The 13,883-nt window shown below is 72.7% G+C and carries 13 protein-coding genes; 7 read left to right on the top strand and 6 right to left on the bottom strand.

Translation table 11 applies throughout. From position 1 onward, the window contains the following. The first annotated feature begins 26 nt into the window (after positions 1–26). Entirely contained in the window at positions 27–983 is a 957-nt protein-coding gene (locus ACBJ32_RS30455) for a hypothetical protein (RefSeq protein WP_375129611.1), read from the top strand. Between the two features lie 7 nt (positions 984–990). Here ACBJ32_RS30455 and ACBJ32_RS30450 read toward each other — a convergent pair whose 3' ends face one another. Both ACBJ32_RS30450 and ACBJ32_RS30445 read right to left on the bottom strand, forming a co-directional pair. Then, positions 991–2,439, bottom strand: a complete 1,449-nt coding sequence (locus ACBJ32_RS30450) for an MDR family MFS transporter (protein WP_375129610.1) — start codon at positions 2,437–2,439, stop codon at positions 991–993. A gap of 241 nt (positions 2,440–2,680) precedes the next feature. Beyond that, positions 2,681–3,097 (bottom strand): hypothetical protein, encoded by a 417-nt coding sequence (locus ACBJ32_RS30445; protein ID WP_375129609.1) that lies wholly within the window; start codon positions 3,095–3,097, stop codon positions 2,681–2,683. Between the two features lie 343 nt (positions 3,098–3,440). On the opposite strand from ACBJ32_RS30445, the gene ACBJ32_RS30440 reads away from it, so the two are divergent. Genes ACBJ32_RS30440 through ACBJ32_RS30430 form a run of 3 tightly spaced genes read left to right on the top strand, consistent with a single transcriptional unit; the run spans position 3,441 to position 6,647 of the window. Continuing rightward, positions 3,441–4,358 carry a sugar ABC transporter permease gene (locus ACBJ32_RS30440; protein ID WP_357880281.1) on the top strand — a complete coding sequence of 306 codons (918 nt, stop codon included), beginning with the start codon at positions 3,441–3,443 and terminating at the stop codon, positions 4,356–4,358. A 1-nt stretch (position 4,359) separates the two neighbouring features. Continuing rightward, on the top strand, positions 4,360–5,289 hold the full coding sequence (locus ACBJ32_RS30435) for a carbohydrate ABC transporter permease (RefSeq protein WP_375129608.1): 930 nt from the start codon (positions 4,360–4,362) through the stop codon (positions 5,287–5,289). After that, positions 5,289–6,647 (top strand): ABC transporter substrate-binding protein, encoded by a 1,359-nt coding sequence (locus ACBJ32_RS30430; protein WP_375129607.1) that lies wholly within the window; start codon positions 5,289–5,291, stop codon positions 6,645–6,647. The genes ACBJ32_RS30435 and ACBJ32_RS30430 overlap by 1 nt, the downstream gene beginning before the upstream one ends. 9 nt (positions 6,648–6,656) lie before the next feature. Here ACBJ32_RS30430 and ACBJ32_RS30425 read toward each other — a convergent pair whose 3' ends face one another. The 4 genes from ACBJ32_RS30425 to ACBJ32_RS30410 form a co-directional block, all read right to left on the bottom strand. Beyond that, positions 6,657–8,819, bottom strand: a complete 2,163-nt coding sequence (locus tag ACBJ32_RS30425; RefSeq protein ID WP_375129606.1) for a serine/threonine-protein kinase — start codon at positions 8,817–8,819, stop codon at positions 6,657–6,659. 77 nt (positions 8,820–8,896) lie between these two features. Then, on the bottom strand, positions 8,897–9,508 hold the full coding sequence (locus tag ACBJ32_RS30420) for a class I SAM-dependent methyltransferase (RefSeq protein ID WP_375129605.1): 612 nt from the start codon (positions 9,506–9,508) through the stop codon (positions 8,897–8,899). Next, positions 9,505–10,119 (bottom strand): TIGR04282 family arsenosugar biosynthesis glycosyltransferase, encoded by a 615-nt coding sequence (locus ACBJ32_RS30415; RefSeq protein ID WP_375129604.1) that lies wholly within the window; start codon positions 10,117–10,119, stop codon positions 9,505–9,507. The genes ACBJ32_RS30420 and ACBJ32_RS30415 overlap by 4 nt, the downstream gene beginning before the upstream one ends. A gap of 20 nt (positions 10,120–10,139) precedes the next feature. Then, positions 10,140–11,447: a glycosyltransferase 87 family protein gene (locus tag ACBJ32_RS30410; protein WP_375129603.1), complete on the bottom strand. Its 1,308-nt coding sequence runs from the start codon at positions 11,445–11,447 to the stop codon at positions 10,140–10,142. A 139-nt stretch (positions 11,448–11,586) separates the two neighbouring features. Between ACBJ32_RS30410 and ACBJ32_RS30405 the strand changes: the two genes are divergently transcribed. Genes ACBJ32_RS30405 through ACBJ32_RS30395 form a run of 3 tightly spaced genes read left to right on the top strand, consistent with a single transcriptional unit; the run spans position 11,587 to position 13,873 of the window. Continuing rightward, positions 11,587–12,558 carry an NAD-dependent epimerase/dehydratase family protein gene (locus tag ACBJ32_RS30405; RefSeq protein ID WP_375129861.1) on the top strand — a complete coding sequence of 324 codons (972 nt, stop codon included), beginning with the start codon at positions 11,587–11,589 and terminating at the stop codon, positions 12,556–12,558. Then, positions 12,555–13,205: a glycosyltransferase family 2 protein gene (locus tag ACBJ32_RS30400; RefSeq protein WP_375129602.1), complete on the top strand. Its 651-nt coding sequence runs from the start codon at positions 12,555–12,557 to the stop codon at positions 13,203–13,205. Before ACBJ32_RS30405 ends, ACBJ32_RS30400 begins: the two co-directional genes overlap by 4 nt. A gap of 35 nt (positions 13,206–13,240) precedes the next feature. Next, positions 13,241–13,873, top strand: a complete 633-nt coding sequence (locus ACBJ32_RS30395) for a redoxin domain-containing protein (protein ID WP_375129601.1) — start codon at positions 13,241–13,243, stop codon at positions 13,871–13,873. Positions 13,874–13,883 lie beyond the last annotated feature (10 nt).

The raw sequence follows: 13,883 nt of genomic DNA, 5'->3' as shown, positions 1-13,883 counted from the left end.
TTACTCGGTCTTGGGGGTCGGTGCCGGTGCGCGGCTCGTTGCTGATCGCGGCCTGTGTCGTGGGCCTGTCCGGCTGCGGCACGGTCCCGGGGCCCCCTGGCTGGCCCGTCCGCGTGGCCGCCCCCTCACCCAGCCCCTCGCCCAGCCCCTCGCTCAGCCCCTCGCCCAGCCCCTCGCCGGCGGCCACGTCGCCGTCCCCCGCGCCGTCCGCCACGGCCACCACTCCGGCCAGGGCGGCACTCACCATCCCCCAGGCCAGGCAAGCCATGCGGGAGTGGGTGGGCAGGTACAACGCGACGATCAAGCAGCGCAAGTGGTGGCGCAAGAACGCGACGCTCGACGCGCTGTTCGTGGAGGGCGCGCTGCACGAGGGCGTGCTCGAACGCAACCACGAGGACTTCGGCTGGAAGCCGGAGCACAAGCCGATCAACCCGGCCGGCACCCCGGTGGTCTACCTGCCCAGGCCGGAGCGGCAGCCGCGGATCGGCGACTGGTTCATCGCGCAGGCGACCTACAAGGACACCAAGGGCCATGCCCGCCCGCACGTGCTCGCGTTCCTCCGCACCCCCGGCCAGCCCTTCAGGCTGGCCGTCGCGACCCCGATCCACTGGGGCCAGCGCATGCCCGAGCCCCGGCTCGACGCCGACGGCTACATCACCGACACGGACGACACCATGGCGCGCGCCGTGACCAAGGAGTACCAGAACTTCTGGAACAACGAGAAGAAGGAGGGCGCCTCCGGCTACCGCCTGGCCAAGGACAGCTACAGCCGCAAGGCGCTCCCCGAGGTCTACAAGGGGCTGTACGTCTCGTTCGCCGGCCACGGCTCGGTCTTCGGCTTCCGCACGGCGGACGGCGGCTCCTTCTTCCTGTTCGCCATGGTCAACGCCCCCAAGAGCGTCAACCAGGTGCTGAGCGAGGCGCTGCTGGTGCCCAAGGGGAGCAGGACCATCCACGAGCTGGGCGCCAACTGGTTCTCCTAGCCCGCTCCTAGCCCTCCAGCTCGGCGGCGTGGTCGGCGCGGGCCGGCAGGAGCAGGGCGGTGATCACCACGGCCACGGACAGCACCGCGCCGATGATGAAGGCCAGCCGCATGCCGCCGAGGCTGGCGAGCGCCTCGGTGACGCCCGAGGACCTCAGGGCGTCGGCCCGCGCGCTCATCACGGTGACCACGAGCGCGGTGCCGAAGGCCGCCGACACCTGCTGCAACGTGCTCAGGATCGAGCTGCCGTGGGAGTAGAGGCGCGGCGGCACCGCCCCGAGCCCGAGGGTGAACACCGGGGTGAAGGTCGCCGCCAGGCTCACCATCAGCAGCGCGTGCATGCCGAGGAGCTGCCAGAACGGCGTCGTCATCGAGACCTGGGTGAAGCCGGCCAGGGCCAGCATGATCCCGACCGCGCCGGGGATGACCAGCACCCGCCCGCCGAACTTGTCGAACAGCCGCCCGACGGTCGGGCCGAGCAGCCCCATCGCCAGGCCGCCCGGCATCACCAGCAGCCCGGTCTCCAGGGCGCTGAGCTCGCGCACGTTCTGCAGGTACAGCGGCAGCAGGATCATCGAGCCGAGCATCGCCATGAAGGCCACCGACATCAGGATCAGCGCGACCGTGTAGGTGCGGTGGAGCAGGGTGCGCAGGTCCAGCAGCGGCACGCCGCGCTTCTGCAACGACAGCTGCCGCACCACGAAGACCGCGATGGTGACCAGGCCGGCCGCCACGATCGCCGCGGCCACCCGTACGTCGCCGCCCTCGAACCGGCTCAGACCGTAGATCAGGCCGCCGAACCCGGTCGCCGCGGTCACCACGCTGAACCAGTCGATGGTGCCGGTGCGCGGCTCCCCGACGTTCCTGAGCCGCCGCAGGCCGCCCCAGGTGATCAGGGCGGCGATGGGCAGCACCACGGCGAACAGCAGGCGCCACGACCCGAAGTGGAGGATCACCCCCGAGACCGTCGGCCCCATCGCGGGCGCGACCGAGATGGCCAGGGTGACGTTGCCCATCACCCGGCCCCGGTCCGACTCGGGCACCACCTGCATCAGCGTGGTCATCAGCAGCGGCATCATCACGGCCGTCCCCGACGCCTGGATGATGCGGGCGCCGAGCAGCACCTCGAACGTGGGCGCCACGATGGCCAGGGCCGTGCCGAGCAGGAACAGGCCCATGGCGGTGACGTACGCGCCGCGGGTGGAGACCCGCTGCAGGAACCAGCCGGTGATCGGGATGACCGCGGCCATCGTCAGCATGAAGGCGGTCGACAGCCACTGCGCGGTCTGCTCGCCGATGTGCAGCGCGCTCATCAGCCGCGGGATCGCGTTGATCATGATCGTCTCGTTGAGGATGACCACGAACGTGGCCAGCACCAGCAGCCGGATCACGGCCGGGGTGCGACCTGGGACGGCGGCCGCGGGGTCGGCGGTGGAGTCGAGCTGTGAGCGGGACACGGCACCTCGATGCGGGCTGTCGGACACTGCGCTGTCACGGCCGGCCTCGGGTCCTTCGGTCTCATATGAAGTCGTGGTCATGCCCATACTGACCGGCGCCGCTGACGAAACTCATCGACGACTCCCAGCATCGCGGCAAGTACTGCGATATGTCACCTCCTTTTCACCCACAGTGAAAGACGATCTTCTGGGCGCCCCGGCCGCACGGCGTCGTCGCCCGAGACGTCCTGGTGATACCTCGTCAGATGAGGTCCGAGGAGAGGTAGCCGTTCTGGAGGAATCGGGCCTGCCCTTGGGCCAGCGCGGATTCTTCGGGGGTGAGCCAGCGACGCAGGATGTGGTCGAAAAGGTCGATGTCAATGGAGCTCGGGCGGTATCCGCCGGGGTCGTCCACGCGCCGGTAGCACACCTGGGGAAGCGCTGAACTGACGGTCTGGGTGATCTGGGTGATCAGGCACCGCGCGGGCCGGTCGCCATGCTCTGGACTCGATTCCCATTCCAGTGCGTGCTCGAACCATTTGCCTTTTTCGGGGGGTGTACTTGTCACGCGTTCAGTATCTCCGCAAGGCGCATATGACGGAGGGTAAACGGTCCATTCCTCCACGTCCGCGGGCTCGGTCAGTCGTCCGATGATGCAGATCTGCAAGTCTTCCTGCACATGGGGAACGGTGATGGCGATGCTGTCGGGACATCACCGGCGTCGCGGGCGCGGATCTTGCCGCACGCGCGGCACGCCGGCCGTACGGAAGGCAGCGCAGATGGACTCCACCCGACGGCCCGGCACCGACACCGGCCCCGACGCCGTCGGCGCCCGCGCTGCCCGGCCCGGCGCCGACGCCCTACGCCGGTAGTAAGGCGGCCTTGACAGGGCGTGTCAGGCGCAAGAGACTCGCGCCAAATATTGAGCACTTCACGGTAAGTCCGGAGAATCGGTCGAACGCGCAGGACAGGGTAGAAAGCGCCCGCCGCAAGGGTCTACGGTGACCGGCGAAGGAGGCACCATGGCCACCCCCACCACACCGGCGACGACCGGCACCGCCAAGCGAGCGCGAGACGACACGCGGCTGGCGCTCCTGTTCATCCTTCCCGCGCTGATCGGCTTCCTGGTCTTCCTGCTCTGGCCGACGCTGCGGGGCATCTACCTGAGCTTCACCAGGTTCAACCTGCTCACCCCCGCCCGCTGGAACGGGCTCGACAACTACGTGCGCATGGTCCAGGACCCGGTGTTCTGGAACGCGCTGGGCGTGACCGTGTACTACGTGGTCGTCAACATCGCCGTCCAGACGGCGCTGGCGCTGGTCATCGCGGTGATGATGCAGCGGCTGACGCGCCGGACCTGGCTGCGCGGCATGGTGCTGACGCCGTACCTGGTCTCGAACGTCGTCGCGGCGCTGGTCTTCCTGTGGATCCTCGACTACCAGCTCGGCATCGGCAACAAGGTGCTGGAGCTGATCGGGATGGACCGGATCGGCTTCCTGGCCGACTCCGCCTGGGTCATCCCGACCATCGCGCTGATCAACGTCTGGCGGCACGTCGGCTACACCGCGCTGCTGATCTTCGCCGGCCTGCAGACGATCCCGGAGACCCTGTACGAGGCCGGCCGCATGGACGGCGCGAGCGAGCTGCGCATGCTCCGCAGCATCACGCTGCCGCTGCTGCGGCCCGTGATGGCGGTGGTGCTGATCATCAGCGTGGTGGGCTCGTTCCAGGTGTTCGACACCGTCGCGATCGCGACCAGGGGCGGACCGGTCGACTCCTCCAGGGTGCTCCAGTACTACATCTACGAGGTCGCGTTCAGCCGCTTCCAGTTCGGTTACGCCTCGGCGATGTCCGTGGCGCTGCTGGTCGTCCTGATGGTCATCACGTTCGTGCAGTACCGGCTGACCCGGGCCGGCACCTCCGACCTGGCGGGAGGGTGACATGGCGACCGTGACCGCCCCGGCCGGGAGCCCCGCCCGGAAGCCGCCGCCGAAGCCCCCGTTCGGCATCCGCCGCGCCCTCGCCTGGGTGTTCATGATCCTGGTGATGCTCGCCAGCCTGTTCCCGTTCTACTGGATGTTGCGGACCGCGCTGTCCGACAACAACGCGCTCTACGCGGGCGGCGACAGCCTGCTGCCCGTGCAGTTCTCGTGGGGCGGCTTCGAGCGCGTCTTCGGCATCCAGACCGGGCAGGAGGCGATCGACGCGGGCGGCGCGGGGCAGCCGATCGCGTTCTGGCGCTACCTGCTCAACTCGGTGCTGGTCGCGACGATGGTCACCGCCGGGCAGGTGTTCTTCTCCGCCATGGCCGCCTACGCCTTCGCCCGGCTGCGCTGGCGGCACCGCGAGAAGGTCTTCGCCGTCTTCCTGGCCGGCCTGATGATCCCCGCGATCTTCACGCTGCTGCCGAACTTCGTGCTCATCAAAGAGCTCGGCCTGGTCGACACCGTGCTCGGCATCGCGCTGCCCAGCATGCTGATGACGCCGTTCGCGGTGTTCTTCCTGCGCCAGTTCTTCCTCGGCATCTCGCGCGAGGTCGAGGAGGCCGCGCTGGTCGAGGGCGCCTCGAAGACGCGGATCTTCTTCCGGCTCATCCTGCCGATCTCGGCGGCGCCGATCTCCACGCTGTCGATCCTGACCTACATCACCTCCTGGAACGAGTACTTCTGGCCGCTCATGGTCAGCTACACCGACAATTCGCGCGTGCTCACCGTGGCCCTCGGCGTGTTCAAGTCGCAGAAGCCGCAGGCAGGGCCCGACTGGGCGGGCCTGATGGCGGCCACCCTGGTGGCGGCGCTGCCGATGTTGCTGCTGTTCCTCGTCTTCGCGCGCCGCATCGTCAACTCCATCGGCTTCAGCGGGATCAAGTGATGCTCAGACGACTCCTCCTGACCGCCCTCCTGCTGACCACCGCCTGCGGCGGGGGCGGGAGCGGCGGCGCGTCCGGCACCATCGAGTACTGGCTCTGGGACTCCGCCCAGCAGCCCGGCTACCAGAAGTGCGCGGACGCCTTCCAGCAGCAGAACCCCGGCCTGCGCATCCACATCTCCCAGTACGGCTGGGACGACTACTGGTCCAAGCTGACCGCCAGCTTCATCGCCGACACCGCCCCCGACGTCTTCACCGACCAGCTCGCGAAGTTCCCCCAGTTCGTCGACCTGCAGGTGCTGCGCCCGCTCGACGACCTCGGCCCCACCAGCGACATCAAGGACTCCGACTACCAGGAGGGCCTGGCCGAGCTGTGGAAGGGCAAGGACGGCAAGCGCTACGGCGCCCCCAAGGACTGGGACACCATCGCGATCTTCTACGACGCCAACGCGCTCAGGGCCGCCGGCATCGACCCGGCCACGCTGGACGAGCTGACCTGGAACCCGCGCGACGGCGGCACCTTCGAGAAGACGATCGCGCGCCTGACCATCGACCAGAACGGCGTGCGCGGCGACGAGCCCGGCTTCGACAGGACGAGGGTCAAGACGTACGGGCTGGCGGCGAACGGCAGCGGCGGCGACAACTGGGGGCAGACGCAGTGGTCGGCCTTCACCGGCAGCGCCGGCTGGCAGGCCACGGACCGGAACCCCTGGGGCACCCGCTTCAACCTGGACGACCCGGTCGTGCAGGACACCCTGGGCTGGTACTTCGGCCTGGTGCGGAAGGGCTACATGGCCGGCTTCGCCGCGATCGGCGGCAACAACGCGGTCACCGCCGACACGCAGATCCAGTCCGGCATCGCCGCGATGGGCCTGAGCGGCTCGTGGACGATCTCGTCGTTCACCAAGCTCACCGACGCGAGCGGCAAGAAGCTCGACATCGGCGTGGCGCCGACCCCGATCGGGCCGACGGGGAAGCGCGCCTCCATGTTCAACGGCCTGGCCGACTCCATCACGACGTTCTCCAAGCAGCCGGAGAACGCCGCCAAGTGGGTGAAGTTCCTGTCAGGGGAGCAGTGCCAGAACATCATCGGCCGGACCGGCGTGGTGTTCCCGGCCCGGCCCGCGGGCACCGAGCTGGCCATCCAGTACAACAGGAACGAGCGGAACCTGGACGTGTCGGCCTTCACCGACCACATCAGGAACCGCACCACGTTCCCCCTGCCGGTGACCTCGAACGCGGCCGACATCACCGCCCTGATGCGGCCCGCCCTGGACGCCCTCTTCCTCGGCGAGGCCCCGGCCTCCTCGCTCACGCAGCTCAACCAGCAGCTCAACGCGCTGTTCGAGGTGGCCGGATGAGCCGGTCGGCTAGGGGGAGGCCGGGCCGAGGGTCCATGCGGTGATGTTGCCACCGCGGTCGCCGGCGGCCAGCCAGGTCTCACCGTCGTCCTCGGCGATCGCCACCGAGTAGACGCGCCCGCCCGGAGCCTTCAGCGGGTCGCCGAGCTGCTTGCCGCTGCGCAGGTCCCAGACGCGGATCGTCCCGTCGAACCCGCCGGAGGCGACCACCGCGCGGCCCTTCACCCTGCCCACCGCCAGGCAGGCGACCTCGGCGGTGTGGCCGGAGAACGAGGTGATCTCCCGGCCGTCGCGCAGGTCCCAGACGCGGACCTGGCGGTCGGCGCCGCCGCTGATCCCCACCGGCCCGCCGTCCATCACGGCGGTGGCCACGGCGAAGACGTCGTTGCCGTGCCCGCGGAAGGTGGCGCCCATGGCGCCGGTCTCCAGGTCCCACACCCGCGCGGTGTCGTCGGCCGCCGCGATCACCGCGAACGGATGCCCGTCCATCGTGCCGGTCGCGACACCGAACACCGGGTCGCCACCGGCCGCCTTGGGCTGGGGCCCGGAGTCCTTGCCCGTCTTCGGGTCCCATACACGGATTTTTCCAGCTTCGTCGCCGCTGACCACCACCGTCTTGCCCGCCACCTGCACGGGCGCGAGCGCGTAGACGATCCTCTGGTGGCCCTGGTAGGTGGGGCCGACCGGCTCGTCGCCCTCCGCGCCGGAGACGACGACCCCGCCGTTCTGCAGCCGCCTGAACGTGGCCGCCTTCCCGTCCACCTCGCCCACGTCGATGGCGGCGCCCGTCTCCTCGCCGCCGGAGTTCTGCACCTTGGCGAGCTCGCTGGCGCGCGTGTCGAACCTCCACACCTTGGCCACACCCTTGGTGCTGCCGGCCAGCACGGCGCGCTGCCCGTCGTACGTGCTCACCGCCACCGTGTTGACCTCGCCGCCGAGCGTGGCCCTGCCGAACCTCCTGCCGTACGGCCGGGCGGTGACGCCGGGCGTCGCCGGCGGCGCGGCGGACGTCGTGCTCGCCGTCGCCGAGGGCCTGGACGCCGTCGGAGAGGCGCCCTCTCCCCATCGCAGGGCCACCACGATCACGCTCACGAGCACCGCCACGGAGGCCGCCGCGCCGACCACCACGAGCTTGGACCTCTTGCGGGGGACGCCGGGCGGCGCCTCACCCGCGGGCGGCGTTCCCGGTGGAGGTGTCCCGGTGGGCCCGGTGTAAGGGGGCCCGGCGTAAGGAGGCCCGGCCGGCGTCACGGCGGTGGGACTCCACGCCTGCGCCGCTCCCGTCGGCGGAGCGCCCGCCGGCGGGGCGGCGGCGGCCGGCGGGGCGGCGGCCGGGTGGGGCGCCGACGGTCCGGTGACGGGCCTGGTCACGGTCTGGTCGTGGCCGAGGAGGAGATGCAGGGCCTCCGCCGCCGTCGGACGCTCCTGCGGCGCCTTGGCCAGGCAGCGGGCGAGCAGGGCACGCAGCGGCTCGGGCACGCCGTCCAGATCCGGCGGGGCGTTGAGGATGCGGTACATCACCGCGGGCACCGTGTCCCGGCCGAAGGACGGGCGCCCGGTCGCGGCGAAGCCCACGGTCACCGCCCAGCTGAACACGTCGGACGCGGGCTGCGCCGGCTCCCCGGCGATCACCTCGGGAGCCATGTACGTCGGGGTGCCCACCGAGCCGCCGGTGAGGGTCATGTCGATCGCGCGCGCGATGCCGAAGTCGATCACGCGGGGGCCGTCGGAGCCCAGCAGGACGTTCGACGGCTTGAGGTCGCGGTGGACGACCCCGGCCCGGTGGATGGCCGCCAGCGCGGTGGCCGTGCTGACCGCGATGCGGTCGAGCGCGCCCCCCGACCTGGGCCCGTGCTCGCGGACGGAGTCCTCCAGCGACGGGCCGTTGACGAACTCCGACACGATGTACGGCCTGTCGCCGTCGACCGCCACGTCCAGCACGCGGGCCGTGCAGAACGCCGCCACCCGCATGGCCGCGTCGACCTCGCGTAAGAAACGTTCCCGCGCCTCGCTGTCGCCCGCCAGCCTGGCGTGCAGCACCTTGATCGCCACCTGCTCGCCGGAGGTGCCCTCGCCCAGGTAGACGACGCCCTGCCCGCCCTCGCCGAGACCTGCGATGATGCGGTAGTCACCCAGCCGGTTCGGCTCGCCGGCACGCAGGGGGCGGAACATGGTTCCCGACGATACACGTTCGGCGATTCCACGGCGATCCCGCACGTACCGGGCCCGACGGGCCTCCCCGGCCCGCCCTAAGACAGCCGTGCGAACCAGCGGTCGTGCGCGCTCCAGCAGTCGGCCCCGGCGAACCCGCCCGCCAGCGCGACGCGCCGGATGTCGTCCGCCGAGACGGTCGCCCAGCCGAACCACGGCCCGGCCAGTGGCCCCCGGCGCAGCCGGAGCCGGTCGACCCGGCTCCGGGTGCCGGGCGGCGCCACCTCGGCCAGGACGGCGCCGCCCGGCCGGAGCAGGTGCCTGACCCGGTGCAGCAGGGCCGCGGGGTTGCCGCCGATGCCGATGTTGCCGTCGGCGAGCAGCGCGGTGGCCCAGCGGCCGCTGTGCGGGATGTCGTCGAAGACGTCCCGGAGCAGGGCGAAGCCTCCGGCGCGGCGGGTCAGGGCGACGGCGCGCGGGGTGATGTCGATGCCGAGCGAGCGGATCCCGCGCCGGGTCAGCGCCACCGTGAGCCGTCCTGGGCCGGAGCCGACGTCCAGCGTGGGGCTGGAGCAGCGGCTCAGGAACTCCTCGTCGCCCCCGATCGGCTCGAACCAGCGGGCGGCCTCCAGCGGCGCGCGGGCGCCGTCGACGTACTCGATCTCGACGCTCTCGCCGGCCAGGGCGTCGGCGTAGATCTCGCCGATCACCGGCCCAGCTCCCGCAGCGCGGCGGCGAAGCAGGAGGCGGGCGCCTCGGCGGCCACGGCGGCGGCGTCCGCCGCGGTGTCGACGTCGGTCAGCTCGGGCAGGTGGCGCACGTACAGCCCGGCCCGCCGGAGCCGGTCGAGCTGGTGCTTGCCGGTCTCCGGATGCGACATCGGCACCCCCAGCAGCAGCGCCGGGTCCGGCCGGCGCAGGCCGAGCAGCCAGAAGCCGCCGTCGGCCGCCGGGCCGTACACCGCGTCGTGCCGCTCCAGCGCCCGGCCCGCCTCGCCCAGCAGCGCGGGCGTGACCTGCGGGGTGTCCATGCCGATCAGCACGACGGGGTCCGGGCGCAGCCGGTGGGCGTCGGCGAAGGCCGCCGCCAGGCGCTCGTCCAGGCCCGCCCCGCGCTGCGGGACCACCACGAATCCCGGCGGCAGCCAGCGGCCGGGCAGCCCGTCCAGGGCGAGCACCCGCTGGGTCGCCGGCGCCGCGGCCACGGCGCGCACGCTGTCACGCAGCGCCGCCTCGGCGAGCCCGGCGGCCTCGGCCGGGCTGTACGGCGGGGTCAGCCGGGTCTTGACCTTCCCGGGCAGCGGCTCCTTGGCGATGATCACGACCTGGTGGCTCAGTGTGCTCAGTCCTCACGGGATGCGGGGGCAGGTGGCCGGACGGCCCGGTGGCGCGCCCGGGCGGCCCAGCCGATCAGCACGGCCACGGCGGCGGCCGCGTAGAACAGGGATCCGGGGCCGGCGGTGTAGGCGACCGCGCCCGCCAGGGCCGTGCCCAGCCACTCCCACCGGCCGTCCATGGCGACCAGGGCGACGACCAGCAGCGCGTACCAGGAGTAGCCCGGGGTGAACAGCAGCAGGAGCGAGCCGCTGACCAGCAGCGCGCCCTGCCAGGGCCGGTCGGGGTCGCCGTGGCGCAGGACGAGGAGGGCGACCAGGCCGAGCGACGCGATCGCCGCGTACGGGGCCCACGGGTCCGGCAGGACCAGCCGCAGGACCGCGTACCGGTCGCCGCCGCCGTCGTAGCGCTCCTCCTCCAGATAGCCCGGCAGGTAGCCCACCACGGAGCCGCCCGAGGCCAGGACGTACGGCAGGTAGGACAGCGCCACCACGAGCGCGGCGGGTGCCACCGTGACGGCGGCGCGGCGCCACCCCCCGCGGTTCGCGAGCACCCCGGACAGGGCGCCGGGCAGCGCCGTCGCGGGCAGCAGCTTGGCGGCCACGGCCGCGCCGAGCAGCGCCCCGCGGGCGTGGCCGGCGCGGACGGCGCAGAAGGCCAGCACCACCAGCAGCACGCCCAGCATGTCCACGTGCGCGTTGTTGACGGCCTCGACCGGCACCGCCGGGCACCACGCCCAGTACGCCGCCCGCCGGGCGCCCGCCACCCGGTACAGCGCCACCAGCGCCAGCACGGCCATCACCCAGCCGCCGAGCTGCAGCGCCTTGTGCCGCGCCCCCTCCGGCGACAGCCAGTGGACCAGCAGGAAGTAGCCCTGCGCCACCGGCGGGTAGATGGTCGGCTCCGTGGGGCGGTTGATCCGCGTGCAGCCGCCGTCCGGCAGGGGATGGCGGGCGGCGCAGCCGGCCGGGAAGAGCCAGCCGTCACGCAGCGCCGCGAGCTCGGGGGCGGACGGCGGGTGATCGTAGGGGGAGAGGCCCGCGGCCTGCACCCGGCCGTCCCAGGCGTACCGGAAGGAGTCGGTGCTGGTGCTGGGCGGCGCCGCCAGGCCGGTCGCGGCCAGTACGATGCCCCCGGCCACGACCGGCGCGCCGAGCCGGTGCCCGGGGATCCGCCGCGCCAGCCACACGGCGCACGCGAACAGCGCCCAGGCCGCCAGGTACCAGCCCAGCCCGGAAGGCCCGGCCACCATCCTGATCAGGACGGCTGCCAGGGCCGCGAGAACCCCGCCGATGGCGAGCAGGTGCCGGCTCACAGGCGGCAGCCTCGCACGCCGGAGCCCGGCCGGGACCGCCGCGCCGGCCGCCGTTCGAGGTCCGTAAGAACCCTTACGAACCGCGAACGTCGCTTCAGGCCGCCCGAGGCGCCGGGTTAGCGTCGGCGGCGTGAGAGTGATGGTCACCGGCTCGGCCGGTTTCATCGGCGGGCACGTGACCGAGACCCTGCGTGCCGCGGGCCTCGACGTCGTCGGCCTGGACCTGCGGCACGGCGCCGACGTACGCGACGCGGGCCTGCTGGACACGCTGCTGCCGGGCGTCGGCGCCGTCGTGCACCAGGCCGCCAAGGTGGGGCTCGGCGTGCACGTCGCCGACCTGCCCGACTACGCCTCCGTCAACGTGTACGGCACCGCCGTCCTGCTGGCCGCCATGGCCAGGCACGGGATCGCCCGACTGGTCCTGGCCTCCTCGATGGTCGTCTACGGCGAGGGCCACTACACCTGTGCCACGCACGGCCAGGTCAGGCCCGGGCCCCGGGCCGCGCACGACCTGGAGCGGGGCCGGTTCGACCCCGCCTGCCCGCGGTGCGGCGAGCCCCTGCGCTGCGCGGCGATCGAGGAGGACGAGCCCACCGACCCGCGCAACGCCTACGCCACCAGCAAGCTCGCGCAGGAACACCTGGCCGCCAACTGGGCCAGGGAGACCGGCGGCAGGGTGGCGGCGCTGCGCTACCACAACGTGTACGGCCCGCGCATGCCCCGCGACACCCCCTACGCGGGAGTGGCCGCGATCTTCCGCTCCGAGCTGGAGGCGGGCAGGGCGCCGAAGGTGTTCGAGGACGGCCGCCAGCTCCGCGACTTCGTCCACGTGCGCGACGTGGCCCGGGCGAACCTCGCCGCCGTGTCGGCGCCCGTCCGGCCCGGCGAGTTGCGGGCCTGGAACATCGCCTCCGGCACCCCCCGCACCGTGGGCGAGATGGCCCGCGCGCTGGCCGCGGAACGGGGCGGGCCCGGCCCCCGGATCACCCGCGAGTACCGGCTGGGCGACGTCCGGCACATCGTGGCCTCGCCCGGACGGGCCGCGGCCGAGCTCGGCTTCCGCGCCGAGATCGGCTTCGAGGCGGGCATGAAGGAGTTCGCCCGGTCATGACGATCGACGTGATCCTGCCCTGCCTGAACGAGGAGGCCGCGCTCGGCCGGGTGCTCGGCCGCATGCCCGCCGGCTACCGCCCCGTCGTGGTCGACAACGGCTCCACCGACCGCTCCGCGGCGATCGCCCGCGACCACGGGGCCGAGGTGGTCCACGAGCCCAGGCGCGGCTTCGGCGCCGCCTGCCACGCCGGGCTGCTGGCCTCCTCGGCCGAGCTGGTCTGCTTCATGGACGCCGACGCCTCGCTCGACCCCGCCCAGCTGCCCCGGGTGGCCGCGGCGGTGCTCGACGGGCGCGATGACCTCGTGCTCGGCCGGCGCGTCCCGAAGGCCGCCGGGGCCTGGCCGCCGCACGCCCGGCTGGGCAACGCCGTCCTGGCCGCGATCCTGCGCCGCCGTACGGGTGCGCCGCTGCACGATTTGGGCCCCATGCGGGCGGCCAGGCGCTCCGCGCTGCTGGGGCTGGAGCTGACCGACCGCCGCTTCGGCTACCCGCTGGAGATGGTGCTGCGCGCCGCCGCGGCCGGGTGGCGGATCGCCGAGGTCGACGTGGACTACCTGGCCAGGGCGGGACGCTCCAAGGTGACCGGCACCGTGCGCGGGACGCTGCGCGCCGTCGCCGACATGCGACGCGTCATGGGCTCGTAAGATCCGGACCCGGCGCCCGTGCCTATGCTCCCGGCATGACGAGGATTCGTGCAGTGGCCGCCGTGGTCGCGGCGGGATTGTTGACGGCCGCGTGCGGCGCGGCCGGGGATGCGGGCGGCGGCGGCGCCGCGCCGGCCCCGACCGCCGTGACACCGGCCACCTCCGCCCCGCCCACCTCCGCCCCGCCCACCTCCGCCCCGCCCACCTCCGCCCCGGCCACTTCTGAGCCCGCGACGGCGGCCTCCAGGGGGCAGGCGAACGTTCCGGAGGCCCTGCGGTTCACCGCCACCACCCTGGACGGGCAGCCCTTCGACGGCTCCAGCCTGGCGGGCAAGCCCGTCGTGTTCTGGTTCTGGGCCCCGTGGTGCCCGAAGTGCCAGTCGGAGGCCCCGGCCGTCAAGGCTGCCGCCGCCAAGTACGCCGACGTCGCGTTCGTGGGCGTCGCCGGGCTGGACGGCGCAGCCGCCATGAAGGACTTCGTGCGGCGCACCGGGACCGGCGGCTTCGTGCAGCTCTCGGACGAGAAGGGCGCGGTGTGGACCCGGCTCGGCGTCAGCCAGCAGTCCACGTTCGTGTTCATGAAACCGGACGGATCCACCGGGAAGGCCTCGGGGCCGCTCGGCTCCGACGACCTCGATCGCCATGTCGCCGAACTGCGCGCCGCGTAGCGCACGCCGC

Origin of the sequence: Nonomuraea sp. GTA35 (assembly GCF_041950525.1) — a bacterium.
Classification (GTDB): Bacteria; Actinomycetota; Actinomycetes; order Streptosporangiales; family Streptosporangiaceae; genus Nonomuraea.
Note: the sequence above shows the minus strand (reverse complement) of the source record. Positions and strands in the feature narration are given on the sequence as shown.